At 72.8% G+C, this 23,392-nt stretch carries 27 protein-coding genes; 13 read left to right on the top strand and 14 right to left on the bottom strand.

Going from position 1 to position 23,392, the window contains the following annotated elements:
- Positions 1 to 33: 33 nt before the first annotated feature.
- Entirely contained in the window at positions 34 to 2,298 is a 2,265-nt protein-coding gene (gene glgB / locus QBL25_RS39205) for a 1,4-alpha-glucan branching protein GlgB (RefSeq protein WP_409061723.1), read from the top strand.
- A gap of 21 nt (positions 2,299 to 2,319) precedes the next feature.
- On the opposite strand, the gene QBL25_RS39200 is transcribed toward glgB, so the two are convergent.
- The 4 genes from QBL25_RS39200 to QBL25_RS39185 all read right to left on the bottom strand — a co-directional run bounded on the left by QBL25_RS39200 (position 2,320) and on the right by QBL25_RS39185 (position 5,267).
- A complete protein-coding gene (locus tag QBL25_RS39200) occupies positions 2,320 to 2,934 on the bottom strand; it encodes a hypothetical protein (protein WP_409061722.1) in 615 nt (204 codons plus the stop codon).
- Between the two features lie 54 nt (positions 2,935 to 2,988).
- On the bottom strand, positions 2,989 to 3,396 hold the full coding sequence (locus tag QBL25_RS39195) for a RidA family protein (RefSeq protein WP_409061721.1): 408 nt from the start codon (positions 3,394 to 3,396) through the stop codon (positions 2,989 to 2,991).
- A gap of 162 nt (positions 3,397 to 3,558) precedes the next feature.
- The gene (locus QBL25_RS39190; RefSeq protein WP_409061720.1) at positions 3,559 to 4,668 is read right to left on the bottom strand and encodes a winged helix DNA-binding domain-containing protein; all 1,110 of its coding nucleotides are present in this window, start codon (positions 4,666 to 4,668) and stop codon (positions 3,559 to 3,561) included.
- Between the two features lie 32 nt (positions 4,669 to 4,700).
- Positions 4,701 to 5,267: a DinB family protein gene (locus QBL25_RS39185; RefSeq protein ID WP_409062938.1), complete on the bottom strand. Its 567-nt coding sequence runs from the start codon at positions 5,265 to 5,267 to the stop codon at positions 4,701 to 4,703.
- 152 nt (positions 5,268 to 5,419) lie between these two features.
- Between QBL25_RS39185 and QBL25_RS39180 the strand changes: the two genes are divergently transcribed.
- Entirely contained in the window at positions 5,420 to 6,421 is a 1,002-nt protein-coding gene (locus tag QBL25_RS39180; protein ID WP_409061719.1) for a helix-turn-helix transcriptional regulator, read from the top strand.
- Between the two features lie 77 nt (positions 6,422 to 6,498).
- Here QBL25_RS39180 and QBL25_RS39175 read toward each other — a convergent pair whose 3' ends face one another.
- A complete protein-coding gene (locus QBL25_RS39175) occupies positions 6,499 to 7,650 on the bottom strand; it encodes a hypothetical protein (protein WP_409061718.1) in 1,152 nt (383 codons plus the stop codon).
- Positions 7,651 to 7,984: 334 nt separating this feature from the next.
- On the opposite strand from QBL25_RS39175, the gene QBL25_RS39170 reads away from it, so the two are divergent.
- The gene (locus tag QBL25_RS39170) at positions 7,985 to 8,596 is read left to right on the top strand and encodes a dihydrofolate reductase family protein (protein WP_409061717.1); all 612 of its coding nucleotides are present in this window, start codon (positions 7,985 to 7,987) and stop codon (positions 8,594 to 8,596) included.
- Between the two features lie 53 nt (positions 8,597 to 8,649).
- Here QBL25_RS39170 and QBL25_RS39165 read toward each other — a convergent pair whose 3' ends face one another.
- Complete coding sequence (locus QBL25_RS39165) at positions 8,650 to 9,843, bottom strand: hypothetical protein (RefSeq protein ID WP_409061716.1); 1,194 nt, start codon at positions 9,841 to 9,843, stop codon at positions 8,650 to 8,652.
- Between the two features lie 128 nt (positions 9,844 to 9,971).
- Here QBL25_RS39165 and QBL25_RS39160 point away from each other — a divergent pair, with 128 nt between their 5' ends.
- Complete coding sequence (locus QBL25_RS39160; RefSeq protein ID WP_409061715.1) at positions 9,972 to 10,424, top strand: hemerythrin domain-containing protein; 453 nt, start codon at positions 9,972 to 9,974, stop codon at positions 10,422 to 10,424.
- Between the two features lie 18 nt (positions 10,425 to 10,442).
- Here the strand turns inward: QBL25_RS39160 and QBL25_RS39155 are convergent, their stop codons facing one another.
- On the bottom strand, positions 10,443 to 10,655 hold the full coding sequence (locus tag QBL25_RS39155) for a hypothetical protein (protein WP_409061714.1): 213 nt from the start codon (positions 10,653 to 10,655) through the stop codon (positions 10,443 to 10,445).
- Between the two features lie 73 nt (positions 10,656 to 10,728).
- Entirely contained in the window at positions 10,729 to 11,715 is a 987-nt protein-coding gene (locus QBL25_RS39150; RefSeq protein ID WP_409061713.1) for a GlxA family transcriptional regulator, read from the bottom strand.
- Between the two features lie 69 nt (positions 11,716 to 11,784).
- Between QBL25_RS39150 and QBL25_RS39145 the strand changes: the two genes are divergently transcribed.
- Positions 11,785 to 12,765, top strand: a complete 981-nt coding sequence (locus tag QBL25_RS39145) for an NADP-dependent oxidoreductase (protein WP_409061712.1) — start codon at positions 11,785 to 11,787, stop codon at positions 12,763 to 12,765.
- A gap of 74 nt (positions 12,766 to 12,839) precedes the next feature.
- Here the strand turns inward: QBL25_RS39145 and QBL25_RS39140 are convergent, their stop codons facing one another.
- Complete coding sequence (locus QBL25_RS39140; RefSeq protein ID WP_409061711.1) at positions 12,840 to 13,835, bottom strand: Gfo/Idh/MocA family protein; 996 nt, start codon at positions 13,833 to 13,835, stop codon at positions 12,840 to 12,842.
- A 197-nt stretch (positions 13,836 to 14,032) separates the two neighbouring features.
- On the opposite strand from QBL25_RS39140, the gene QBL25_RS39135 reads away from it, so the two are divergent.
- On the top strand, positions 14,033 to 14,284 hold the full coding sequence (locus QBL25_RS39135; protein ID WP_409061710.1) for a WhiB family transcriptional regulator: 252 nt from the start codon (positions 14,033 to 14,035) through the stop codon (positions 14,282 to 14,284).
- Between the two features lie 42 nt (positions 14,285 to 14,326).
- On the opposite strand, the gene QBL25_RS39130 is transcribed toward QBL25_RS39135, so the two are convergent.
- Positions 14,327 to 14,581 (bottom strand): hypothetical protein, encoded by a 255-nt coding sequence (locus QBL25_RS39130; RefSeq protein ID WP_409061709.1) that lies wholly within the window; start codon positions 14,579 to 14,581, stop codon positions 14,327 to 14,329.
- Between the two features lie 170 nt (positions 14,582 to 14,751).
- Between QBL25_RS39130 and QBL25_RS39125 the strand changes: the two genes are divergently transcribed.
- The gene (locus tag QBL25_RS39125; RefSeq protein WP_409061708.1) at positions 14,752 to 15,552 is read left to right on the top strand and encodes a VOC family protein; all 801 of its coding nucleotides are present in this window, start codon (positions 14,752 to 14,754) and stop codon (positions 15,550 to 15,552) included.
- Between the two features lie 7 nt (positions 15,553 to 15,559).
- On the opposite strand, the gene ligD (QBL25_RS39120) is transcribed toward QBL25_RS39125, so the two are convergent.
- Positions 15,560 to 16,471, bottom strand: coding sequence for a non-homologous end-joining DNA ligase (gene ligD, locus QBL25_RS39120; RefSeq protein ID WP_409061707.1), 912 nt, complete (start codon positions 16,469 to 16,471; stop codon positions 15,560 to 15,562).
- Between the two features lie 52 nt (positions 16,472 to 16,523).
- Complete coding sequence (locus QBL25_RS39115; RefSeq protein WP_409061706.1) at positions 16,524 to 17,405, bottom strand: SDR family oxidoreductase; 882 nt, start codon at positions 17,403 to 17,405, stop codon at positions 16,524 to 16,526.
- Positions 17,406 to 17,698: 293 nt separating this feature from the next.
- Here QBL25_RS39115 and QBL25_RS39110 point away from each other — a divergent pair, with 293 nt between their 5' ends.
- Both QBL25_RS39110 and ligD (QBL25_RS39105) read left to right on the top strand, forming a co-directional pair.
- Positions 17,699 to 18,373, top strand: coding sequence for a DNA polymerase ligase N-terminal domain-containing protein (locus QBL25_RS39110; RefSeq protein WP_409061705.1), 675 nt, complete (start codon positions 17,699 to 17,701; stop codon positions 18,371 to 18,373).
- On the top strand, positions 18,370 to 19,380 hold the full coding sequence (ligD, locus tag QBL25_RS39105) for a non-homologous end-joining DNA ligase (RefSeq protein WP_409061704.1): 1,011 nt from the start codon (positions 18,370 to 18,372) through the stop codon (positions 19,378 to 19,380). The genes QBL25_RS39110 and ligD (QBL25_RS39105) overlap by 4 nt, the downstream gene beginning before the upstream one ends.
- Before the next feature lie 24 nt (positions 19,381 to 19,404).
- On the opposite strand, the gene QBL25_RS39100 is transcribed toward ligD (QBL25_RS39105), so the two are convergent.
- Complete coding sequence (locus QBL25_RS39100) at positions 19,405 to 20,550, bottom strand: RNA polymerase sigma factor (RefSeq protein ID WP_409061703.1); 1,146 nt, start codon at positions 20,548 to 20,550, stop codon at positions 19,405 to 19,407.
- A complete protein-coding gene (locus QBL25_RS39095) occupies positions 20,547 to 20,966 on the bottom strand; it encodes a YciI family protein (RefSeq protein ID WP_409061702.1) in 420 nt (139 codons plus the stop codon). Before QBL25_RS39095 ends, QBL25_RS39100 begins: the two co-directional genes overlap by 4 nt.
- A 140-nt stretch (positions 20,967 to 21,106) precedes the next feature.
- On the opposite strand from QBL25_RS39095, the gene QBL25_RS39090 reads away from it, so the two are divergent.
- From QBL25_RS39090 to QBL25_RS39075, 4 genes are all read left to right on the top strand, one after another.
- Complete coding sequence (locus QBL25_RS39090) at positions 21,107 to 21,838, top strand: alpha/beta hydrolase (RefSeq protein ID WP_409061701.1); 732 nt, start codon at positions 21,107 to 21,109, stop codon at positions 21,836 to 21,838.
- Positions 21,835 to 22,149, top strand: a complete 315-nt coding sequence (locus tag QBL25_RS39085; RefSeq protein WP_409061700.1) for a hypothetical protein — start codon at positions 21,835 to 21,837, stop codon at positions 22,147 to 22,149. The genes QBL25_RS39090 and QBL25_RS39085 overlap by 4 nt, the downstream gene beginning before the upstream one ends.
- Positions 22,150 to 22,153: 4 nt before the next feature.
- Positions 22,154 to 22,309, top strand: coding sequence for a hypothetical protein (locus QBL25_RS39080; protein ID WP_409061699.1), 156 nt, complete (start codon positions 22,154 to 22,156; stop codon positions 22,307 to 22,309).
- A gap of 74 nt (positions 22,310 to 22,383) precedes the next feature.
- Positions 22,384 to 23,199, top strand: coding sequence for an alpha/beta hydrolase (locus QBL25_RS39075; RefSeq protein WP_409061698.1), 816 nt, complete (start codon positions 22,384 to 22,386; stop codon positions 23,197 to 23,199).
- Positions 23,200 to 23,392: the final 193 nt, after the last annotated feature.

Raw genomic sequence — 23,392 nt, 5'->3', positions numbered from 1 at the left:
GGAACCGGGCCCCCGGTTCGAGGAGCAGCCCACATGGCCGTCACCGACGTGTCCCCCGCCGCCACGGCCGTCCGCGGCGCGTGCGCACTGCCCCCACTGGCCGCCGCCGACCGCGGGCGTCTGCTGGGGGGCACCCATCACGACCCGCACGCCGTGCTGGGCGCGCATCCCGTGCCGCACGGCGTCCATCTGCGCTGCCTGCGGCCGGGCGCGCGGGCGGTGGCCGCCGTCCTTGACGGCGTCACGTGGGAACTGCACGACGAAGGAGAGGGCCTGTTCTCGGGCGGCATCCCGGTGGCGGATCCGGTGCCCTACCGGCTGCGGGTGCACTATCCCCAGGCCGTCGTGGAGGTCGAGGATCCGTATCAGTTCCTGCCCACCTTGGGCGAGCTGGATCTGCACCTGCTCTCCGAGGGCCGTCACGAGGAACTCTGGACGGTGCTCGGCGCGCACGTGGTCACCCACCAAGGGGTCCAGGGCACCCGCTTCGCGGTGTGGGCCCCGAACGCGGCCGGTGTGCGGGTGTGCGGCGACTTCTGCCACTGGGACGGGACCGCGCTGCCCATGCGGTCCCTCGGTTCCTCGGGCGTGTGGGAGCTGTTCGTGCCCGGCCTGGACGAAGGGGCCCTGTACAAGTTCGAGATCACCCGGAGCGACGGTTCCCGCTCACAGCGCGCGGACCCGATGGCGCGCCGGACGCAGATCCCGCCGGCGACGGCTTCCGTCGTGACGCGCAGCCACCATGAGTGGGGCGACGCCCGATGGATGGAGCACCGGGCCGACCGGCCGGTCCACGCGGCTCCCCTGTCCGTGTACGAGGTGCACCTCGGCTCGTGGCGCCCGGGAGCCACCTACCGGGAACTGGCGACGGAACTCACCTCATACGTGCGGAAGTTGGGGTTCACGCACGTCGAGCTGATGCCGGTCGCCGAGCATCCCTTCGGCGGCTCCTGGGGCTACCAGGTGACGGGGTTCTACGCCCCCACGGCCCGCTTCGGGTCACCCGACGACTTCAAGTACCTGATCGACACGCTGCACCAGGCCGGGATCGGCGTGCTCCTGGACTGGGTCCCCGGTCACTTCCCGCGCGACGAGTGGGCGCTGGCCGCGTTCGACGGCCCGCACCTCTACGAGCCGCAGGACCGGCGGCAGGCCGAGCACCCCGACTGGGGCACCCTCGTCTTCGACTACGGGCGCAAGGAGGTCCGCAACTTCCTCGTCGCCAACGCCACTTACTGGTGCGAGGAGTTCCACATCGACGGCCTGCGCGTCGACGCCGTCGCCTCCATGCTCTACCTGGACTACTCCCGCGAGGAGGGAGCCTGGTCACCCAACGTCCACGGGGGCCGGGAAAACCTGGACGCGGTCGCCTTCCTCCAGGAGATGAACGCCACCGTCTACCGCCGCTGCCCCGGCGTCGTGACCATCGCCGAGGAGTCCACCGCCTGGGACGGCGTCACCCGGCCCACGGACCAGCCGGCGGCGGCCGGGCTCGGGGGGCTGGGGTTCGGGCTGAAGTGGAACATGGGCTGGTCGCACGACTCCTTGGCCTACATCGCCCACGAGCCGGTGCACCGCAAGTTCCACCACGACGAGATGACGTTCTCGATGGTGTACGCCTACAGCGAGAACTACGTCCTGCCGCTCTCCCACGACGAGGTCGTGCACGGCAAGCGCTCCCTGGTCTCCAAGATGCCCGGCGACTGGTGGCAGCAGCGCGCCGACCACCGCGCCTACCTGGCCTACATGTGGGCCCACCCGGGCAAACAACTCCTCTTCATGGGCCAGGAGTTCGCCCAGGGCGCCGAATGGTCCGAGGCCGAGGGGCCGCAGTGGTGGGTCCTCGAAGAGAACCATCCGGCCCATCGGGAACACCGGGCGATCCGGCATCTGGTGGCCGATCTGAACCACCGCTACGTCACCACACCGCCCCTGTGGGAGCAGGACACCTCCCCGTCCGGCTTCACCTGGATCACCGCCGACGCCGCCGAGGACAATGTCTTCGCCTTCCTCCGGCACGCCGCCGACGGCAGCCCGCTGCTGGCCGTCTTCAACTTCTCGCCGGTGGTCCGCCACGCCTACCGGCTCGGCGTGCCGCCTGAGGCGGGCAAGGCGGGCGCGGCCTGGGAAGAGGTCCTCAACACCGACGCATCACGCTACGGCGGCAGCGGCGTCGCGAACGACGCCCCCTGCCGCCAGGAGGCCCACGCCGTCAACGGCTTCGCCACGTCCGTCGCCGTGACCCTTCCCCCCCTCGCCGCCCTCTGGCTGCGGCCCGCGGGCTCCGCGGGAGCCTGACCACCGCCCGCCGTCCGCCGGCTAGGCCCGACCGGGGTCCTCGCTCAGGAACTCCGTGATCAGCTCGGGCGGGTTGGCGGCGCGGGTCATGGCGAACATCGCGTCGGGGTCGAACATGTCGTAGAGGATCACCGGCAGGGGCCGGCCGAGGGCGCCGACGAGTTGGCCGCTCGTGTGGAGGTGGCGCGCCAGGTCGACGCAGAGCTCACGGAACCGTTCCGCGAGCGCCTCGCCCCGCTCGTCCTGCTCCTCCTCGGAAAGGCCGTCATCCTCAGCCTCGTCTGCGTCCTCGTACCAGAGGTGTCGGGCCACCGCCTCGTCCCGGTGCAGTGCGGAGCCGACCGCGTCCCGCTCGGGGTCGTGGCCGATGCTGCGGACGCCCTCAAGCCCCGACGGCGGGAAGTAGGCGTAGCTCCAGCGGGCCTCCCACGGCTCCGCCCCACCCGTCTCCGCCAGTTGACGGGCCGCCTCGGACTCGGTGTTGTAGCCGATCGCCAGGTACGGGAAGCGCGGGTCCTGGTCGACGCTGTCGATCCGGAACGTGACCGCGTAGATCTCGCCGGTCACCTCGCCGGGGAACTCCGCCAGAGCGCGTACGGCCATGCTCTCCATGTGCTGCCAAAACGACGTCGACAACTCTTCTCCTCCACGGCGTTTCGGCAACAGCCCCGAAGCGAGGCCCACTTGCGCTCAGTCGATGACGGCGACGGCTTCGACTTCCACCAGGTGTTCGGGAACGTCCAGAGCCGCGACGCCCACCAACGTACCCGGGGGCACCGGTGTGACGCCCAGGGTCGCGGCCGCCCGTGCGACTCCCTCTGCGAAGAGGGGCATTTTGTCGGGGGTCCAGTCGACGACGTACACGGTCAGCTTGGCCACGTCGGCGAAGGAGGCGCCGACCCCGGCCAGGGCGGTGGCGACGTTGAGGTAGCACTGCTCGACCTGGGCGGCGAGGTCGCCTTCGCCGACCGTGACCCCCTGGGCGTCCCAGGAGACCTGCCCGGCCAGGAACACCAGCTTCGATCCGGTCGCCACCGACACCTGCCGGTAGGCGTCGATCTGCGGCAGTCCGTCGGGATTCACCAGAGTGATGGCCATGCTGTCCGTCTCCTCGTCACGCGTCTTCGCTGGTCACTGGAGACCCTAGGAGAAGGCCTCCTGACGTGGAAGAACGCACTTTTCGGTGACTGGGGCACCAAAAAATGACCATGACGGTGGGCACGTCCCCGGTCGGGCCGGAGCCCGCGCTCCGGGGCAGCCTCAGGAGGCGGCGATCCGTACGCCGAAGCCGGCGCCGTCGCCCTCGGACAGGAACGCCGCCAGCGCCTCTCCCTCCTCCGTGACCGCGGCGCGGTCGGCGCGCGAGAGGCGGCCCAGCGGGGTGACCGTCACCGTGCCCGCATCGGCGGTCCACGTCGCGGCGACCCGGCCGTCGACCAGGACCACGCGGGCCCCGGCGACCGACAGCCCCCGATGGGCGTCGTCGATGATCCGGGTGCGGTCGTGATAGCCGAGGATCGCGTTGTCGAACGCCGGCAAGAACCGCACCGGAGCGGGAGTGTCGCCGTCCGGGCGCGGCGCGTCGGGGAGGTCGAGCAGCTCCCGGCCCCGTTCGTCCCGGAAGGTGACCAGCTCCCCGCGCAGCGCGGTGACGGCGGCCGGCAGCCCGGCCAGACCGCACCAGGCCCGCAGGTCGGCCGACGCCGCGGGCCCGAACGCGGCCAGATAGCGCCGCAGCAGTGCCTGCCCCACGGGATCGGAGCCGTCCGGGGACGGCGGGTCGACCTCGCGCCCCAGCCAGGCCGACAGCGGGGCGTTGCGCACGCCCGCCTTCGTGCGCCACACCCCGCGCGGCGGCAGCTGCACCAGCGGGACGACGGCCATCAGCATCTCCCCCAGCGCCCGTGGGCCCGGCCCGGACCACTGCGCGGGTGAACGCTCGGCGACGGCCCGCGCGAGCCCCGTCATCGAGCGCGGCTCACCGTCCGCCATGACCGCCCGGCCCGCAGCCGCGAGCGCGTCGAGGTCCGTCCCGGCGAGTTCGCTGCGGTAGACCCCGATGACCCGCTGGCGCAGCATCGTGTCGTGGCGGGCGCGCCAGGCCAGGGCGTCGTCGGCGGTCACGAGGTGCACGGTGCGGCGCATGAGGTGGGTGCGCACCACGCGCCGCCGGACCAGATGCTCCGAGAGTTCCGCCGGGTCGAAGGCCCGCAGCCGCGACCAGAGCCCGAAGAACGGCTCCTGCGGTTCCTGGGCCTGCAGACCGCCGAGGTGGGCGACGGCGTCCAGGACGGGGACGTCGGAGCGCTCCAGGAGCAGCTGCCGGGCGAGTGTCGCGCGGTTGAGCGCCCGGGGGTCGAGAACGGTCATCGAAGCCTCCTGGTTCCGCTCGCCGGGCCCGCTCAGCTCGCCGTCCGGCCGTCGATCGTCTCGCGCAGGATGTCCGCGTGGCCCGCGTGCTGCGCGGTCTCGGCGATGACGTGGATCAATACCTCGCGCACGCTGCGTACGGCTCCCGGCTCGTGCCAGGGGGCCTGCGGCAGGGGGTGCGTCGCGGAGAGGTCGGGTACGGAGAGGATGACCTCCTCGCTGCGGGCCGCGACCTCCTCATAGTGCGCGATGATCCCGGCCACCGTCTCGCCGGGCAGCATGCGGAAGCCGTTCTGGTGGTCGATGGCCCACTGCGGGAACTCGCGGGCGGTGCCGGCCGCAAGGTCCTCCCAGGTGACACCGTCAGGCAGGTCGTAGTGCAGCGCGGAGGGGCCGTCGACGGCGAAGCGCAGCCATCCGTCCTCGATGGACGCGACGTGCTTGATCAGGCCGCCCGGGCACAGGGTGCTCACGGTCGGCGACTGTGCGGCCTGCTCGTCGCTGAGCCCCCACACGGTGCCGGTCAGGGCCGATCGGGCGGCGGCGAGGGCGGCGATCAGGCTGGTGCGCTCGGCGTCGCGAACCGATGCGGACGGCACAGACGATGCGGACGAGGTGGGCGAGGTGGGCGAGGTGGTGGGCCTGGTCGTCACGGTGATCGCGCCTTTCGGTCGTGCTGCTCGTCGGACAGGGACGACTCTCGCAAGAGAAGCGGTCAGGTTGTGGCCTCTTCTCGGGGCACCATGAAGACATGCCGAAAACCTCCGGGCGACTGCTCTCCCTGCTCTCCCTGCTCCAGGCACGCCGGGACTGGCCGGGAGCGCTGCTCGCCGAGCGGCTGGAGGTCAGCCCCCGCACGGTACGGCGTGACGTCGACCGGCTGCGTGAACTCGGCTATCCCGTGATCGCGCTCAAGGGGCCGGACGGGGGCTACCGCCTGGACGCGGGCGCGGAACTGCCTCCCCTGCTGTTCGACGACGAGCAGGCCATCGCCCTGGCCGTCGCGCTCCAGGTCGCCACCACCAGCGGCGCCGGCATCGCGGAGGCCGCGGCGCGTGCGCTGACCACCGTCCGGCAAGTCATGCCCGCCCGGCTGCGGCACCGCATCGACACGCTCCAGGTCACCGCCGTCCAGCGGCCGTCCGCGGTGACCGGCCCGCAGGTCACCGGCGAGGTGCTCATGGCGCTCAGTGCCGCCGTGCACGCCCGCGAAGTACTGCGCTTCGACTACGCCCCCGTCTCCGCGCCGGAGGCCGCCGTCGCCGACCGCACCGATCCGCCGCCGCGCCGGGCGGAGCCGCACCACCTCGTCACCTGGGGCACACGCTGGTATCTCGTCGCCTGGGACCTCGACCGCGCGGACTGGCGCACCTTCCGCGCGGACCGGATCACCCCGCGCGTCCCCACGGGGCCCCGCTTCACCCCGCGCGAGCTGCCGGGCGGCGACGTGGCTTCGTTCATCGCCGGCAGGTTCCGGGGGTTCGACGGCTCGGGCGACTGGCCCTGCCGCGGTGAGGTGATCCTCGACCTGCCCGCCGCGGCGGTCTCCCGCTACACCAGGGAGGGCATCGTCGAGGAGCTGGGCCCGGACCGCTGCCGACTCGTCCTGGGCTCGTGGTCATGGCCCGGCCTGGCCGCCGACATCGGCAGATTCGACGCCGACATCGAGGTCGTCGGCCCGGCCGAACTCAAGGACGCCTTCGCCCACTTGGCCCGCCGCTACTCCACCGCCGCCTCCCGCACCACCCCATGACAGTACGGGCCTGCCCAGGACGGTCACGCGATGCCCGACCGGCGCCCCGCCCCGGAAGGCGGGGACGTCGGGGCGGCCTACTTGTTCGGGTCGCGGAAGCGGCCGAACGCCTTGGTCAGGGCGCTCAGCGGTGAGCCGTCCGCCTTCACGTGCCCGGGTGTGGACGGCCTGGGCACGCCGTCGCCGCCGGTGACCTCGGCCAGTGCGGCCTGCGCCGCCTCGGCCGCCTGCTGGTACAGGTCACGGGAGTTGGTCATGGCCTCAAGGGCCTCGGCGTACTTGGTGACCATGCCCTGGGCGTGCGTGAGTTCCTCGTCCGGGGTGAGCAGGTGCCAGCCCTGGCGCAGCCGGGTCAGGGCCCGCTCGGCCTCGGCGGGCATCGGCCGCGGCAGCGCGGCGAACTCCTTGATCCTGTCGAGCAGTTCGGTCGGTTCCGTGCCGTCCAAAAAGACGCTGCGCACCGTGAAGCGCTCCGCGTCGTACCCCGGCGTCTGCGGGTCCGTGGGCAGGATCACCGCGCCGCCGCGCGGCATCCGCACGCTCAGTTCGCGCTTCATGGCGAAGTCGGCGATCTGGGCCTGCTCCGGCGTGCCCCGGTGCTCGATCACCCGGTGCCGCAGGCTCGGCGGCAGGAACGCCGAGAGCGGCCGCTCCCCGATGGCGTCGGGCGTCATCGCCTCGTGCACCACGAGATGGATGAACCAGCTCTGGCGGGTGCAGTCCCGCAGCCGGCGGCGCAGCTCGTCGTCGTCCTTGGGCAGGTGGTTCGTCGTCCGCAGACGGACGTCCGCCGCCGTGTCGTTGTCCCAGGCGACGCGGTCGCTGTCGGGCCAGAACATGAGGGCCGGCGAAGGCCAGTGCGCGTCCCACGCCCGCTCCGCCTCGGCGGCGAGGACCCAGGTGACGCCCTCGCCCTCCTTGCGGCGGGTCTCGGGCGCGTACAGGGTCAGCTGCGCGCGGACCGTGACGTCGTCGGCCACGCGCCAGCGCGCCTCGAAGAGGCGGCGGGCCGAGGGGCCGGGGTCGGCGGACTCGTCCCGCGGATGCAGGACGGTGGAGCGGGCCGCCTCGACGGGGTCGAGGTCCAGGAAGTCGTCGAGCACCCCGGCCGCCTTGAGGGCGATCAGGTTGCGCCTGACATCCTGCTCGGGCTCGGGCCCTGCGTGGCGCCCGCGCCCCAGCCAAGCGGTGGCGGGGACGGTGGTCGATGAGCTGCTTTTCTTGGCCATGGAGTCGTTCTGTGAGTGGGCGGGGCCCGACCAGTATGGACCGTGGACCTGAGGAGGGAAGCGCTGCCCCGCCCACGGCTTCGCCACTCCCGGACGGACCGTACGTAAGGCAGCAAGCCGCTCCGATCCAGCCATCGCAGGTCAAACGGGGGCGGCCGCATCTCCCGGGATCTTCGCGGGTCACGCCAGAACCTGCCGCCTGTGTCGGACACGGGGACGATGGAATCGGCCGCGCCCGGACCGATGAGTCCTCGTGCGGCGCGCCGTCTGAAGGGTGAGATGTCTCGAAGGTGAGGGGGACGGCCGCCGTCCCCGGTCAGGAGAGTGGTGTGCGATGAGGCTGGTACTGCAGGAGTTCCTGTCGCTCGACGGGGTCTACCAGGGCCCGGGGGCGCCGGACGAGGACACCAGTGACGGCTTTGCCCGCGGCGGCTGGTTCGTGCCGCATCTGGACGCGGAGTTCGAACGGCTGGCCGGGGTCTGGCTCGGCCGGGCGGACGCGTTCTTGTTCGGCCGCCGTACGTATCTGAACTTCGCGCGGGACTGGCCGAAGATGACCGATCACCCGTCGGCCGCCCTCTTGAACGGCCTGCCGAAGTACGTCGCCTCCCACAGCCTGACCACGGCCGCGTGGGACCCGACCACCATCCTGTCCGGCGACATCCCCGCCCAGGTCGCCGAGGTGAAGCGGCAGCCCGGCCGCGAGCTCCAGATCCACGGCAGCGGCCGGCTGGGCCAGTCCCTGCTGGCCGCCGGTCTGGTGGACGAGCTGCGCCTCGCGATCGCGCCGGTCGTCGTGGGCGCCGGCCGCCGCCTGTTCCCGGACGGCGGCGCGCCCGCGGGCCTGCGGCTCCTGAGCAACGAGACGACTCCGGGTGGACTGGCGATCCACGTCTACGAAACGAGGGGCCTGCCCCGGTACGGGACGTACGGCGCCGAGGCGTAGCCCCGCCGGCGAGGCGGCCGCCCCCGGCGGCATGCTGCACGCCCCGAGCTCAGTCAGCCGCCTCGCTTCAGGCGCACGACGACGGGCGCGCCGAAGGGGTCCCCCGACTGGTTGACCTGGACGTGTCCGGCGCCCAGCCATGCGTCGGTGCCCGGCACCCGGTGGATCTCCTCCAGCCACAGCGACTGGTGGGACTCCTTGCGGGCCCCGGTCGACAGGGGCAGGCGATGGCGCTTGATCTTCACGCACCGGGCGTCGTCGGTCAGGTACCAGTTGCCGTCGAGGAACAGGCCCTGGTCGTCCTGGCCCACGGGGGTGCGCGCTGCGCATCCGCCGGGCGCGTCCTTCTGCTCGACCCACCGCCCGCCGTCCCGGCGCAGGCGGATGAGCTGTTCGGCGGGTTCGTTCTCGACCTCGCCGTGGTTGAAGGAGTCGATGCCGTACGCCCGTACCTCTCCGCCGTCGAGGGCGACGACCTGGTTGAGCCCCGCGGCGGGTTCGGGCGGCAGCGGCTCCTCGAAGCGGGCCTGCGGCGTGTCCACCGCCGTCCAGGACGTGCCGTCCCAGTGCATCGACGCGGGCTGGTCGTACCCGCTCTCGGAGCCCTTGAGGCCGGTGCCGGGCCCGGTGGAGCGGCTGCCGACCGCCCAGACGTCGTCGGGGCCCACCACGGCGAGGTCGGACGCGAGTTGCGGCAGCCGGGTCGTGGTCCAGCGGGTGCCGTCCCAGTGCAGGGCGGTCCGCTCACCGCCCAGGGCCCAGATGTCGTCCGGGCCCGCCGCGTCCAGCTCCCCGACGTCGCCCGGCGGCGGGTCGGCGAGGGCGGACCAGCGGGTGCCGTCCCAAGTGGCCCAGCGGCGTGCGGCGTTGGCGTCGTCGGGGGTGTAGGGCCGCAGCCACAGCGCTTTGCCGCCGACGTCTTCGAGCCGGGGCGGGTAGGTGCTGTCGCCGAGGGCCTCGGGGAGGGGCTCGCGCTTCCACCGCGTACCGTCGTAGTGCAGCAGGTGGGCGTCTGACGCGCCGCTGTTCTCGCTGCCGACCGCCCAGATGTCGTCCTCGGCCAGGACAGCGATGTCACCGAGCTTTCCGCTGAAGTCGGCGATGTGCTCGAACTCCCAGGTGAGGGCGGACGCGGGGGTCTTCGGCCGGTCGTCCTTGCCGGCGGATCCCGTGCTCCGGGGGCCGGGGGAACCGGAGTCCGTGCCGCACCCCGCAGCCGTGACGACGACGGCCAACGCGACCGCCACCACTGCCCTGTGTCTGATTCCCCTGATGGCGCGAATGACCGCTCCCCCTCGTCCCGTCCCGGCGAGCGGGCAGCCTACAGGGGCGTGGCGGTCCGCGCGGGGGCCGGGATCTGGCCTACAACACCTTCATGTGCCATTACTGCGGTTGCCGTGACATCCCGCTGATCAAAGAGTTCATCGCCGAGCACGAGCGCGTCACCGACGCGGCCGGAGACGCGGTGCGCGCCCTGGAGCGGGGGGACGTCGACCGCGCGCGCACGCTCGTGGACGTCATGGCCCGTGAGCTGGAGGCGCACTGGCGGGGCGAGGAGAACGGCCTGTTCACGGTGATGCGCGAGGACCCCGAGTACGCGGACTACATCGCGGACCTGGAGAGCGAACACCGCGAACTGGCGGCGCTGTTGCCCGCCCTCGACCTGTCGGACCCCGACGACGTACGCACTCTCGTCGAGGCCGTGGCCGAGCTGCACCGGCACATCGCCAAGGAGGAGGACGGCCTGTTCCCGGCCTCGCTCACCGCGCTCGACGGTGCGGAGTGGAACCTGTCGATGGCCGCCTGGCGCGAGGCGCACCCCGCCTGAGCGCGGCCCGCGGGCGCGCTAGGCGGCTTCGTAGTGGTGGGCCCGGCCGCCGCGCCACTTCACCCAGGCGGGGTCGTCCAGGAGCATCTCGGCGTCCGGCAGTCCGGCCCGGCGCAGGAACTCGATCACGTCCGCGTCCGAGTGCGCGAGGCCGAGGATCTGACCGCGGGCGGTCACTCTGCGTCCGCCCGTGGGCGAGAGCGCATGGACGATTATCGGCGCGGTCTGCATGTCTCAAGGGTGCCCGCTCTCGCGTATTCCAGCACTCCGGGCACGTGAGCGGTCCGCGGTGGGCGGAGTTCGGCTACGCGCCGCCTGCCGCCGCGCCCGCCTGGAAGGTCTTGCGGTAGGCCTGCGGCGACACTCCAATGGCCGCCTGGAGGTGCTGTCGCAGCGAGGTCCCGGTGGCGAAGCCGACCTCCGCGGCCACCCGGTCGACCGGCAAGTCGCTGGACTCCAGGAGATGGCGGGCCCGGTGCACGCGCTGCTGGATGAGCCACCGGCCGGGGCTCGTGCCCGTCTCCTCCTGGAAGCGGCGGGCGAACGTGCGCGGGCTCATCCGGGCGTGCGCGGCCAGCTCCCGCAGGGCCAGCGGCCGGTCGAGGTGCTCCAGGGCCCAGGCGCGGGTGTCCGCGGTGCCGGTGGCGCCCTCGTCCGGGATCGGCTGCTCGATGTACTGGGCCTGGCCGCCTTCCCGCCACGGGGGCACGACGCAGTGCCGGGCGACCCGGTTGGCGACCGCGCTGCCGTGGTCGGAGCGCACCACGTGCAGGCACACGTCGAGCCCGGACGCGGCTCCCGCCGAGGTGAGCACGTCGCCGTCGTCGACGAACAGCACGTCCGGGTCCAGGTCGATGTGGGGGAACAGCGTGCGGAAGTGGTCCGCCAGGGCCCAGTGCGTCGTGGCGGGCCGCCCGTCGAGCAGACCGGCCGCGGCGAGCGTGAACGCGCCGGTGCAGATGGACACGAACCGAGTGCCCGGCCTGATGCGGGCCAGTGCGTCGCGCACGGCCCGCGGCGGCTCGGCGGTGAGGCGGCTCAGGTCGTAGGGCGGCATGACGACCGTGTCCGCGCTCTCCAGTGCCTCGGGCCCGTGCCCGACGGTGATGGTGAAGTCGGCGTTGGTGGTCACCGTACGGTCCTCGGTCGCCGCGCAGGTCACCACCTCGTAGGCCCCGGGGACCAGCGGGAAGACCCGGTTGGGGATGCCCAGCTCGAAGGGGTAGACGCCGTCGAGCGCAAGGACGACCACGCGGTGGGGGCGAGCGGCGAGGAATTCCATCGAAGCCATGGCACGATCCTATCGCTTAATGGCAATCTTGCCATGGCCCAGGTCAGGCGCATGCCGCACGCTGGAGCCATGACCAACAACACCGTGTCCGAGTCCACGGAACCGACCCCCACCATGAAGGCCATCAGCCAGGACGTCCTCGGCGGACCCGACGTCCTGAAGGAGATCGAGGTCCCGCGCCCCACGCCCGGCGTCGGCCAGATCCTGGTGGCCGTCCACGCGGCGGGCGTGAACCCGACCGACTGGAAGCACCGCGCGTCCGGCGCCTTCCTGGGCCGGCCGCCGTTCACGCTCGGCTGGGACGTGTCGGGCGTCGTCGAGGCGGTCGGCATCGGCGTCTCGCTCTTCCGGCCCGGCGACGAGGTGTTCGGCATGCTGCCCTACCCCTACGGCGCCGGATCGCACGCCGAGTACGTCACCGGCCCCACCCGCGCCTTCGTGCCGCGGCCCGCGGGCCTGAGCCACGTGGAGGCGGGCGCGCTGCCGCTGGTCTCGCTGACCGCCTGGCAGGCCCTGGTGGACAACGCACACGTGCAGGCCGGGCAGCGGGTGCTGGTGCACGCGGCGGCCGGCGGCGTGGGCCATGTGGCGGTGCAGATCGCCAAGGCGCGCGGCGCGTACGTCATCGGCACGGCCTCCGCCGCCAAGCACGACTTCGTGCGCGGCCTGGGCGCGGACGAGGTCATCGACTACCGCACCGCGGACTTCGTCGAGGAGGCCCGCGACATCGACGTGGTCCTCGACCCGCTGGGCGGCGAGGACCGGCTGCGCTCCCTGGCGGTACTGCGGCCGGGCGGCATCCTGGTGTCGATCCTGCCGGGCGACTTCGGCGACGTGTCCCGGCGCGCGGCGGCGCTGGGCGTGCGGGCCACGGACATGCTGGTGGAGCACGACCAGGCGGGCATGGCGGCCGTCGCGGCCCTGGCCGCCTCCGGGCAGCTGCGGGTGCACGTCTCGGACACCTACCCCCTCGCCCAGGCCGCCAAGGCGCACGCCGAGGGCGAGACGGGCCGCGTCACGGGCAAGCTGGTGCTCACCGTCCGCCCGTAAGCACGCCTCACAGACCCGCCAAGGGGGCGGGTGGCGCGATCGGCGCCACCCGCCCCCGGGTTCGTCCGCGCGGTCTACCGGTACAAGTCCGGCCGCTCGACCAGCTCGACCTCGACGCGCCCGCCCTGCCGCTGGGACACCACGCCCGCCTCGCACACGGCCGATGCCGCGTAGCCGTCCCAGGCGCTCGGCCCCGTCACCTCACCCCTGCGGGTGGCGTCCACCCAGGCCTGCACCTCGCGGTCGTAGGCGTCCTCGAACCGCTCGACGTAGTCAGGGGGGACATGGCCTCCCCAGCGGCCCTCGACGCTCACCCGCAGTCCTTGTTCGTCCCCGATGCGCACGGTGCCCCGCTCGCAGACCGCCTCGGCCTGCACCTGGTAGCCGTAGCCGCAGTGCCCGAAGATCTCGACGTCCACGAGTGCGCCCGACACGGTCTCCAGGAGCACGAACTGAGGGTCGTTCATGCCGTCGGGGGCCAGTGACGTCGCCCTGGGCTTGTGCACGGTGACCGCCGCGATCTCCTCGTCGAGCAGCCAGCGGGTCGCGTCCACCTCGTGGGAGACCGAACTGGTGATGAGCATCTCGTCCGTGAAGCCCGGCGGCATGGCCAGGTTGCGGTGGCGCTGGTGCAGCATCAGCGCCCGGCCCAGCTCACCACCGTCGAGAAGCCCCTTGAGCTTGGCGTACTCGACGTCGTAGCGCCGCATGAAGCCCACCTGGATACGCCGGCGGCCAAGGCGCTGCTCGGCCTCCAGGATCCGCAGGGACGAGGCCGTGTCCGGCGTCATCGGCTTCTCGCACAGCACCGGAAGGCCGCGATCGAGCGCTTCGACGAGGGCGGCCTCGTGGGCGGGTCCCGGCGAGGCGACGAGGACCGCGTCCACCTCCTGCGAGGCCATGGCGGCCGCCGGTTCCGTGTAGGCGGTGCACTCCTCGATCGTGGCCGCAAGGGACTTCGCCCGCTCCGGTTCGATGTCGGCGACCGCCGCCACCCGGGCCCCGCTGATGACCTCATGGAGCCGGCGCACATGGTCCGCACCCATCTTCCCGGTGCCGATGACGGCCACGCCGGTCCTCGCTGAGATGACATGACGGTGGTGTCTCCCCTCCAGGTGAAGGACTTTCCCGCACCGCGTCTCCCCGCGAGACAACCCCCATCGCGCCACACCGTCAACGCCCGTCCCGTTTACCGACCCGCCCGCGCGGTCACCCGGCACACAGATGGACGCGACGTCATCAAGCCGACAGGACAGGAGTACGAGCCATGAAGTGGTGGAGGCAGCACGCGGCCTGCGCGGAGGAAGACCCCGAACTTTTCTTCCCCGTCAGCAGCTTGGGCCCCGGCGCGACCCAGACACAGCGCGCCAAGCAGGTGTGCGCGGGCTGCCCCGTGCGCACCGAATGCCTGCACTGGGCCCTGGAGACCCGCCAGCAGGCCGGTGTGTGGGGCGGCACCGACGAGAAGGAACGCGCAGCCATGCTGCGCCGCCTCAAGTCCCTGCGGCCGGTGCCGTGAGCACGGTCGGGGCGGATCGAGCGGGGGCCGACGCGGTCCGGGTCAGGGGTGCGGGTGCCCCTGGTCCGGGTCGTCGTCGGGCGTCTGCCAGGTGGTGCCCCGCTGGGCCTCCCCGTCGGCGGGCATGTTGCCCAGGGCGGTCTTGGTGGGCTCGGTCCTGCGGGCCGCGCGGCGGCGCCCGCTGATGAACATGGTGAGCAGACCGACCACCACCGCGACACCGACGATGATGAAGATGAGCGAGCCGCCGCCCTCGACGGCCAGAACGGTATAGCTGTGATTTCGCATACCGCTCATGTACCCCATTACGGGAGATTACGCCTCCCCACTGCTCCTCCCGGTCCCCTCTACCCCCTCACACGGCTCTCACGGGTGGAAACGACGGCACAACGCGACGTGCGGCCCGCCGGTGGAGATGATGGAGCCGCAAGGGGTGGGGCGATCATCGACCTCGGAACGGTACGAAGATGAACAGCGGCAACGCACCCGCAAGCCAGAACGTAGCCAGCGGCTCGGTGTTCGGCGCACCCTGCTGGGTCAGCCTGACCACCCGGGATCTCGCGGTGGCGCAGGAGTTCTACGGCGCCGTCCTGGGCTGGGACTGGCGCGTGGGCAAACTGGGCGATCAGTACAGGTTCGCCGGCGTGAACGGCGTACCGGTGGCGGGCGTGTCCGCCGTGGAGGCCGTGGGACGGGCGGCGGTCGCCTGGACCCCCTTCTTCGCCGCCGCGGACGCGAACGAGACCGTGGCCCGCAGCCAGGAGCGCGGAGGCACCACGGCCGTGGGACCCCTCTCGTTCCCCCCGGGGCGCGCGGCCCTGCTGGCCGACCGCGAGGGAGCGGTCTTCGGCATCTGGGAGGGCGAGCTGGTGGCCGGCTGGGAACAATGGCGCCGCGCGGCCCCCGTCTTCGTGGAGCTCTACACCCGGGACGCCTTCGACGCGGCGATCTTCTACGCGGAGGTCCTGGGCTGGGCGTCCCCGGTCTCCGGCTGCTGCGAGGTGCACTACGAGGACGAAGGCGTCGTCCTGCGCAGCCAGGGCGACGTCGTGGCCCGCATCCACTCGGGCGCGGTGGAATCCGCGCCCGATCCGGAAGTGCGGCCCCACTGGCAGATCCACTTCACCGTCGCCGACGTGGACGCCTGCGCCCAGGCCGCGCTCGCCCACGGCGGCAGCGTCCTGTGGGGCAAGGAGGGCCACACGGAGGCGATCTTGTGCGACCCCGACGGAGCGCACTTCGTGGTGAACGCGAAACCCGCCCCCTGAAGCCCCCTCAAGCGTCCGCGCGCTCCCGCAGCCGCCGGGCGGCCGCCGTCAGACCACGGGCGTGCCGGGCCAGTCCCGCCCACGGGTCCGTGTCAAGGCGGTCACCGAGGTCGTGCACCGTCCAACGGCGGGCGGTCAGCCCGGGCGTGTCCAGCTCGTCCCAGCTCAGCGGCACGGCCACCGGGGCACCCGGCCGGGTCCGGACGGCGAAGGGGGCGACCACGGTCTGGGCGTAGCCGTTGCGCGCGACGTCCAGATACAGCCGCCCCTTGCGCGCGTCCTTGCGGGGCTCGGTGGTCAGCTCCTTGTCGTGCCGCGCCGCCAGGGCCCGCGCGGCGGCGCGGGCGAAGTCCAGCACGTCGTCGGCGTCGTGACGCCGGTTCAGCGGCACGACGACGTGCAGACCGCGCGAGCCGGTGGTCATCAGGCCCGACGGGAGCTCCAGCTCGTCCAGCAGCTCGCGCAGCCGGTGGGCCGCGCTGCGGACCGGCGCGAAGTCGTCACCCGGCGGATCCAGATCGAAGACCAGACGGTCGGGGTGGCGCGGCCGGTCGGCGCGGCTCAGCCAGCGGTGCGGGGTGATGCAGGCCTGGCTCGCGAGATAGACCAAGGTGGCCGTGTCCTCGCAGACGACATGGGTCACCTTGCCGCCCTCCTTGGCCACCGTGGTGCGCCCGATCCAGTCGGGGAAGTAGTCGGAGACTTCCTTCTGGTAGAAGCGGTCCCCGTCGATCCCGTCCGGCATCCGCTCCAGCATGAGCGGCCTGCCGCGCAGTTCGGGCAGCATGCGCGGCGCCACACGCCGGTAGTGCTCGGCGAGGTCGGCCTTGGTGATGCCGTCCCGCGGGAACAGTTCCTTCTCGGCCCGCTTCACCTCGATCGTGCGCCGTCCCACCCGTAGCTCGACGGTGGAGCTCACGTCCTGCCTCCTTCACACCGGTGCCTTCGCTGCCCCCGCTCCCCCGGACGGGTCACGGCAGCGGCGTCCCCCCGGTGGCGTTCATGATCTCCGCGGTGATGAAGCTGGCGTGCTCCGAGGCCAGGAACACGAACGCGGGCGCCATCTCGGCGGGCTGCGCCGGCCGGCCCATCGGAGCCTGCTTGCCGAACTCCTTGGTGTCCGGCAGCGTCGCCGGGATCAGCGGCGTCCACACCGGCCCCGGAGCGACGGCGTTCACGCGGATGCCGTTCTCGACCAGCATCTGCGCCAGCCCCTGCGTGAAGGTGACGATGGCGCCCTTGGTCATGGCGTAGTCCAGCAGGTGCGGGCTCGGCTTGTAGGCCTGCACGGACGTGGTGTTGATGATGGATCCGCCCGGCGGAATGTGCGGCACGGCCATCTTGCACAGCCAGAACATGCCGTACAGATTCGTCCGTACGACGCGGTCGAACTGCTCCGTGGAGATCGCGCCGATGCCCTCGGGCTGCGACATCTGGTACGCCGCGTTGTTGACCAGGATGTCGATGCGTCCGAACTCCGTCACGGCCCGCTCGATCAGGCGCCGGCACTGCTCCTCCTCGCGGATGTCGCACGGCACGGCCAGGCCGCGGCGCCCTGCCTTCTCCACGAGACGAGCGGTCTCCCGGGCGTCCTCCGCCTCGGTGGGCAGATGGGTGAACAGGACGTCGGCGCCCTCCCGGGCGTAGGCCAGGGCCACGGCCCGGCCGATGCCCGAGTCACCGCCGGTCACCACGGCCACCCGGTCCTGGAGCAGACCGCTCCCCCGGTAGGACTCCTCGCCGTGGTCGGGCGGCGGGTCCATGGGGCCGGTCCAGCCCGGCGGCTCCTGGTCCTGCTGCGCGAACTCCGGCCGGGGCTGCTTGGTCGTCGGGTCCTGCGGGGTGTCACCCATGGGGGTTCGTCCTTCCTCGGTCCACTGTCTCCAGCTTGCGTCGCGCCTCTGGGAGGCGCGAACGCCTGACACCGTTCAACGGCGTACGACCTGCGCGGACGCGCGGCCGGAGCATCGGGTGTCCCGCCGAGGGCGATCCCACACATGCGAGTCCGCGCCGATCGCCGGCCCCGACCGCCTGCCCCCGCCGCCCCACGCGCTCGCCGTGCGGGCCGGATCAGCGGTGCATAACCTGGCCGGGCCGGGCAGACGACCGCCGACCGCTGCCGGCGACCCGACCGAGGGGACCCGCCGTGAGCGAGAAGGACGGTCTGCGCACCTACCGCGACAAGCGGCACTTCGACCGGACCAGTGAGCCAAGCGGTGAGCTCTCGGCGCGCGACGAGGCCGCATCGACGGACGACGAGCCGGTGTTCGTGGTGCAGATCCACGACGCGAGCACGATGCACTTCGACTTCCGTCTGGAGGTCGACGGCGTCCTCAAGTCCTGGTCGGTCCCCAAGGGCCCCTCCACCGACCCGCACGACAAGCGGCTCGCCATCCCCACCGAGGACCACCCCCTGGAGTACCGGGATTTCGAAGGCGTGATCCCCGAGGACGAGTACGGCGGCGGGACCGTCATCGTCTGGGACCGCGGCACATACCGCCCGACCAGCCACGACAGACGTGACCGGCCGGTGCCGTTCGCGAAGGCCCTGGAGAAGGGCCACGCCACGTTCGAGTTGCACGGCGAGAAACTGCGCGGACAGTACGCGCTCACCCGCTTCCACGGCCACGAGGAGAAGAGCCGGGGCTCCGCCGCGAAACCGACCTGGCTGCTCGTGCGCACCGGGCAACACCCGGGCGGCGGCACCCCCGATCCACGGCGGGCGCGGTCCGCACGCAGCGGCCGTACGCTGCGCCAGGTCGCCGAGGCGCCGGAAGGGGACGCGCCGGAAGGGGACGCGCGCGGCGGTGAGCGGAAGTGACCGGACTGCTGGACACCCTCCCCGCCGACCTGCGCGACCGCACCCGCGCGGCGGCACCGGGCGCCGAACTGACGGCGTCCCCGATGCTGGCCACGCTCACCGACCGGCGCGACTTCCCCGCCGGCTGGATCTTCGAGCGGAAACTCGACGGCATCCGGGCCCTGGCGGTGCGCGAGAACGGCGAGGTGAGTCTCCGCTCCCGGTCAGGACGCCGCCTCGACGCCACCTACCCCGAGATCGTGGCGGCACTGGCCGCACAGGACTGCGCGGACTTCACGGTCGACGGGGAGATCGTCGCCTACGCGCACGGCCAGACCGACTTCTCCCGGCTCCAGCAGCGCATGGGGCTCACCCGGCCCGCCGACGTCGCGGCGAGCAAGGTCGCGGTGACCTACTACGTCTTCGATCTGCTGCGCCTGGACGGCACGGACGTGCGGCGGCTGCCGCTGCGCACCCGCAAGTCCCTGCTGCGGCGCTCCCTGGCGTTCACCGCGCCGCTGCGGTTCTCCACCCACCGCAACGAAGGCGGGCCCGAACTCCTCGCCGACGCGTGCCGGCGCGGCTGGGAAGGGCTGATCGCCAAGCGGGCCGACAGCACCTACCAGGCCCGCCGCTCGGGCGACTGGCTCAAGCTGAAGTGCGCCCGGGGCCAGGAGTTCGTGGTGGGCGGGTTCACCGAGCCCACGGGCAGCCGGGAGGGCATCGGCGCACTGCTCATCGGCTACTACGCGGACGGGCGGCTGCGCTACGCCGGCAAGGTCGGCACCGGCTTCGACCGGCGTACGCTGCTCGCCCTGCGCCAGAAGCTGGACGACCTGCGGGTGCCCGACTCACCGTTCGACGACCCGGTCGCGGAGCGGACCGCCCACTGGGCGCGGCCCCGCCTCGTGGCGCAGGTCGCCTTCACCGAGTGGACCCGCGACGGCATGCTGCGCCACCCCCGCTACCAGGGGCTGCGGGACGACAAGGACCCGGCGCAGGTCGTCAGGGAGCGCGGGACGCCGTGAGCCGCGGCACCTGGCGCCCCAACATCATTTCTTTGGGCGGGAGTTGAGCCGCGCGGCCTGGCGCGTCAGGTGATCGCGCTCGGGTAGGTTCTGCGCCTTGTCGGCCGCCTGCGCGTACAGCCGCGCCGCCTTTTCCAGATCGCCGTCCCGCTCGTGGAGGTAGGCGGCCACCGCGGTGTGGCGGGGCAAGGAGTCGTCCAGCGCCGCGAGCGCCGCCAGGCCCGCACGGGCGCCGTCGGCCTCGCCCACGGCCACCGCGCGGTTGAGCCGCACGACGGGGCTGTCGGTCAGGCCCACCAGCTCGTCGTACCACTCCACGATCTGCACCCAGTCGGTCTCCTCGGCGGTGGGCGCGTCCGCGTGGAGGGCCGCCACGGCGGCCTGGGCCTGGAACTCGCCGAGGCGGTCACGGGCGAGGGCCGCGTGCAGGATCCCGATGCCCTCGGCGATCGCCGTGGTGTCCCACCGGCCGCGGTCCTGTGCGGCGAGCGGCACCAGGCTGCCGTCGGGCGCGGTCCGCGCGGCGCGCCGGGCATGGTGGATCAGCATCAGGGCCAGCAGGCCCGCCACCTCGGGGTGGTCGATCGCGGCCGCGAGCTGCCGGGTGAGCCGGATGGCCTCGGCGGCGAGATCCACGTCGCCGGAGTAGCCCTCGTTGAAGACCAGGTACAGCACGCGCAGCACGGTGGCGACGTCCCCGGGCCGGTCGAAGCGGACGGCGGAGACGGTGCGCTTGGCCCGGCTGATGCGTTGCGCCATGGTCGCCTCGGGCACCAGATAGGCACGGGCGATCTGGCGGGTGGTGAGGCCGCCCACGGCGCGCAGGGTCAGGGCCACCGCGGAGGACGGCGTCAGCGAGGGGTGGGCGCAGAGGAAGTAGAGCTGGAGGGTGTCGTCCGCGGCGGGCGCGGGCCCGGGCGCCGGTTCCTCCTCCACGCGCTCCTCGCGCCGGCGGCGGGCGGTGTCGGCGCGGGTCGCGTCCAGGAACTTGCGCCAGGCCGCGGTGACCAGCCAGCCCTTCGGGTCACGGGGCGGGTCGGCCGGCCAGACGCGGACCGCTTCGACCAGGGCGTCCTGCACGGCGTCCTCGGCCGCCGCGAAGTCTGCTCCGCGACGGACGAGGACGGCGAGCACGCCGGGCGTGAGGCTCCGCAGCTGGACCTCGTTCATGTGCAGGGGCACTCCGTGTCGGTGTGCTTCTCGCCCAGGAACGGGCGCAGTTCGAGCCACTCGTGGATCGGCTTGCCGCCGGCGCCGGGGGCGGCGGACAGCTCCCCGGCCAGTTCCAGGGCGCGGTCGTGCGTGTCGACATCGATGATCATCCAGCCGGCGATGAGGTCCTTGGTCTCGGCGAAGGGACCGTCGGTGACGGGCGGGCGGCCCTCTCCGTCGTACCGGACGAACGTCCCCTCGGGGGCGAGCGCCTGGCTGTCGACGAACTCGCCGGTCTCCTTCAGCCGCTCCGCGAAGTCGCTCATGTACCGCACGTGGGCCGAGATCTCCTCCGGCGTCCACTGGCTCATCGGCACGTGGTTGACCGCGTCCGGGGCGCCACGGTAATGCTTCAGCATCAGGTACTTGGCCATGGTGTTCTCCTCGGTGCTGGTGCGAGCCATTATGGTCGCGTTCACTGCGGGGACGGAGCCGGCCACGGGTTCTCGACATCGCCGGGAAACTTTCTTCCCGGCGGCCCGAGCGCCTCTCCGTCCGCCCTGGAGGAACGGCCATGACGATCACATCCCGGACCGTTCGCCACGCCACCGGCGGCGACCTCAAACCGCTCGACATCTACCGGGCCGGAGAGCAGGGCGGCGCTGCCTGTGTGCTGCTGTGGCACGGGATGGGGCCCGACGAGCGGGACGTGATGGCCTGGCTGGCCCGGGAGATCGCCGGGTCGGGTCTGACCGTCCTCGTCCCCGACTGGCGTTCGGACCAGGCGGACGGCGGCCGGGCGCATCTCACCGACAGCGTGCGGTACGCCCGCGACCACGTACGCGACGCCCGGGGCTCGCAAGGCCGGTTGATTCTCGCCGGGTGGTCGGCAGGGGCGTGTGCCGCGGTGGGCGCGGCCCTCCGGCCGGAGAGCTTCGGCGGCTGGCGGCCCGCCGCGGTGGTGGGCATCGCGGGCGGCTACCGGCGCCCGGCCCGCACCACGGGCACCGTGCCCCTCGAAGCGCTCACCCGGGCGGTGCCGTCGCTGCCCGTCCGGCTCGTGCACGGCACCTCGGACGAGGTCGTGCCCGTGGACTCCTCCCGTGAGCTGCACGCGGCCCTGCTCGCGCGGGGCTGGGACTCCGAACTGTCCGAGCCGGCCACCGATCACGCCGGGGTGCTCGGCTGTGTGTACGACCCCGTGGCCCGCCGGTGCCGGACGGCGAGCGCCCCCGCCGTGGCGGACCTCGGACGACGGACGGCCCAGGTGGTCGCGGACGTGGCGCTGTCCTGCGGACGGGCATGAGGATGGACGCCTGCCGACACCTGCGGGAGCGGTCCGACACCGCGTGGCAGGCACCGGCGGATGCCGGCGCGCGGGAGCGCGAGATCTGGGCCGACGGCCTCGGCGACCTCCTGGCATCGGGCTGCCTGGAGCAGGCCGACGCCGAGCGGGCCGTGGGCCGGCTGATCCAGGTCGCCGTCCGCGACGCGGAGTACGCCGTGCGTGAGGCCGCCCTACACGCCCTGAGTGAGGCCGCCGTCCGCTACGCGCTCTTACGGCGTCCTCGGTCCGCTGGCCGCCCACATCGACGGCTTCGCGCCTCCCCTCCTTGAGTACGTGCTGTTCAGCCTGTCGGCGACGCACGACGTGCGAGCGCTGCAACCGGTCGAGCCGTTCCTGACCCACGCCGATGCCGGCGTGCGCGAGGAGGCGGAGCGCGCCGTGGCCGAGCTCCGGGCGTGCGGGGGCGCCTCGCGCCGGGGATCCATCTGAGCGCGTCGAGGCCGCCCGCTTCGCTGACGGCAGAGCGCGGGCCTCCTGCCGCGGCGCGCGCCTACCGTGGCCGCATGCACCCACCGATCACCGGCACCGCCGCCGGAGTGCCGTTCACCGCGCTGCCGCTGGCCGACGGCCGAGCCACAGGGCTGATCGTCACCTGGCACATGCTGGACGCGCCGAGGTCGAACGCCGCGTTCGCCGCCGCGCTGCCGATGAACGCCGTACCCGCGTGGCGCGTGCACCTCGGCCTGCCGATGTGCGGGGCCCGCATGGTCGACGGCAGCATGGACGCGGGCCTGGAGCTGATCCGCGAGGACGTGCTGATGTCCTACCTGGAGCCGTTCGTCCGCCAGGCCACCGAGGAGTTCCCGGCCGCGCTGGCATCGATCCGCTCCCAGCTGCCGGTGGACGAAGGGCCGATCGGTGTCCTGGGCGGGTCGCTGGGCGGCGCGGTCGCGCTGCGGATCCTCGCCGACACCGGGATTCCGGTCTTCGCCGGGGCCGTCGTCAACGCCGCCGTGCGGATGCGGTCCGTCGTCGGCCTCTTCCCGGGCGCCTACCGGTATGACGCCGCCTCGGAGCAGGCCGTCGACCGCCTGGACTTCGTCGCCAGAGCACGCGCCATCGCCGCTCGCGCACCGCTGCTCGTCGTCAGCGGCGCGCTGGATCACCCGGGCCTGCGGGCCGACGCCGCGGACCTCGTCGAGGCACTGGGCGAACGGTCCGTGCTGCTGACGGTCCCCGGCCTGGCACACCCTCTGGCCGAGGAACCCGGCATCGAGCCCGCGCCCCAGCTCCCCCGGGCCCGCGAGGTGGACGCCGCCCTCGTCCGATGGTTCCGCCGTCACCTCGACCACGGGGGCCCGGCACAGCCGCATCCGTGATCCGGCAGGGCTCACGTACGGCCCCCTTCGCCCCTCGCGGCCCTCCTTGGGGGGCTTTGGCACCCGCCGGGACAGGCCCTTGGTCCTCGGCATGGGTGAGGAAGGTCCCGGTATGGCGCCTCCCCACTGCGGAACCACTGGCGAGACCGCCGGAACCAGATGGGGAGAGGGCGCTATGCCAAGGGACATCGGT

The sequence above is a fragment of the Streptomyces sp. SYP-A7185 genome, assembly GCF_046103685.1.
GTDB lineage: Bacteria > Actinomycetota > Actinomycetes > Streptomycetales > Streptomycetaceae > Streptomyces.
The sequence above is the reverse complement of the archived record's forward strand: the minus strand, read 5'-3'. Positions and strand labels throughout refer to the sequence as shown.

What these genes read in the sequence shown, in the direction of transcription:
- glgB (WP_409061723.1), top strand. Translation starts at nt 34, where the DNA reads ATGGCCGTCACCGACGTGTCCCCCGCCGCCACGGCCGTCCGCGGCGCG.
- QBL25_RS39195 (WP_409061721.1), bottom strand. Translation starts at nt 3,396, where the DNA reads ATGGCCATCACTCTGGTGAATCCCGACGGACTGCCGCAGATCGACGCC.
- QBL25_RS39190 (WP_409061720.1), bottom strand. Translation starts at nt 4,668, where the DNA reads ATGACCGTTCTCGACCCCCGGGCGCTCAACCGCGCGACACTCGCCCGG.
- QBL25_RS39180 (WP_409061719.1), top strand. Translation starts at nt 5,420, where the DNA reads ATGCCGAAAACCTCCGGGCGACTGCTCTCCCTGCTCTCCCTGCTCCAG.
- QBL25_RS39175 (WP_409061718.1), bottom strand. Translation starts at nt 7,650, where the DNA reads ATGGCCAAGAAAAGCAGCTCATCGACCACCGTCCCCGCCACCGCTTGG.
- QBL25_RS39170 (WP_409061717.1), top strand. Translation starts at nt 7,985, where the DNA reads ATGAGGCTGGTACTGCAGGAGTTCCTGTCGCTCGACGGGGTCTACCAG.
- QBL25_RS39160 (WP_409061715.1), top strand. Translation starts at nt 9,972, where the DNA reads ATGTGCCATTACTGCGGTTGCCGTGACATCCCGCTGATCAAAGAGTTC.
- QBL25_RS39155 (WP_409061714.1), bottom strand. Translation starts at nt 10,655, where the DNA reads ATGCAGACCGCGCCGATAATCGTCCATGCGCTCTCGCCCACGGGCGGA.
- QBL25_RS39150 (WP_409061713.1), bottom strand. Translation starts at nt 11,715, where the DNA reads ATGGCTTCGATGGAATTCCTCGCCGCTCGCCCCCACCGCGTGGTCGTC.
- QBL25_RS39145 (WP_409061712.1), top strand. Translation starts at nt 11,785, where the DNA reads ATGACCAACAACACCGTGTCCGAGTCCACGGAACCGACCCCCACCATG.
- QBL25_RS39135 (WP_409061710.1), top strand. Translation starts at nt 14,033, where the DNA reads ATGAAGTGGTGGAGGCAGCACGCGGCCTGCGCGGAGGAAGACCCCGAA.
- QBL25_RS39130 (WP_409061709.1), bottom strand. Translation starts at nt 14,581, where the DNA reads ATGAGCGGTATGCGAAATCACAGCTATACCGTTCTGGCCGTCGAGGGC.
- QBL25_RS39125 (WP_409061708.1), top strand. Translation starts at nt 14,752, where the DNA reads ATGAACAGCGGCAACGCACCCGCAAGCCAGAACGTAGCCAGCGGCTCG.
- QBL25_RS39115 (WP_409061706.1), bottom strand. Translation starts at nt 17,405, where the DNA reads ATGGGTGACACCCCGCAGGACCCGACGACCAAGCAGCCCCGGCCGGAG.
- QBL25_RS39100 (WP_409061703.1), bottom strand. Translation starts at nt 20,550, where the DNA reads ATGAACGAGGTCCAGCTGCGGAGCCTCACGCCCGGCGTGCTCGCCGTC.
- QBL25_RS39095 (WP_409061702.1), bottom strand. Translation starts at nt 20,966, where the DNA reads ATGGCCAAGTACCTGATGCTGAAGCATTACCGTGGCGCCCCGGACGCG.
- QBL25_RS39090 (WP_409061701.1), top strand. Translation starts at nt 21,107, where the DNA reads ATGACGATCACATCCCGGACCGTTCGCCACGCCACCGGCGGCGACCTC.
- QBL25_RS39085 (WP_409061700.1), top strand. Translation starts at nt 21,835, where the DNA reads ATGAGGATGGACGCCTGCCGACACCTGCGGGAGCGGTCCGACACCGCG.
- QBL25_RS39075 (WP_409061698.1), top strand. Translation starts at nt 22,384, where the DNA reads ATGCACCCACCGATCACCGGCACCGCCGCCGGAGTGCCGTTCACCGCG.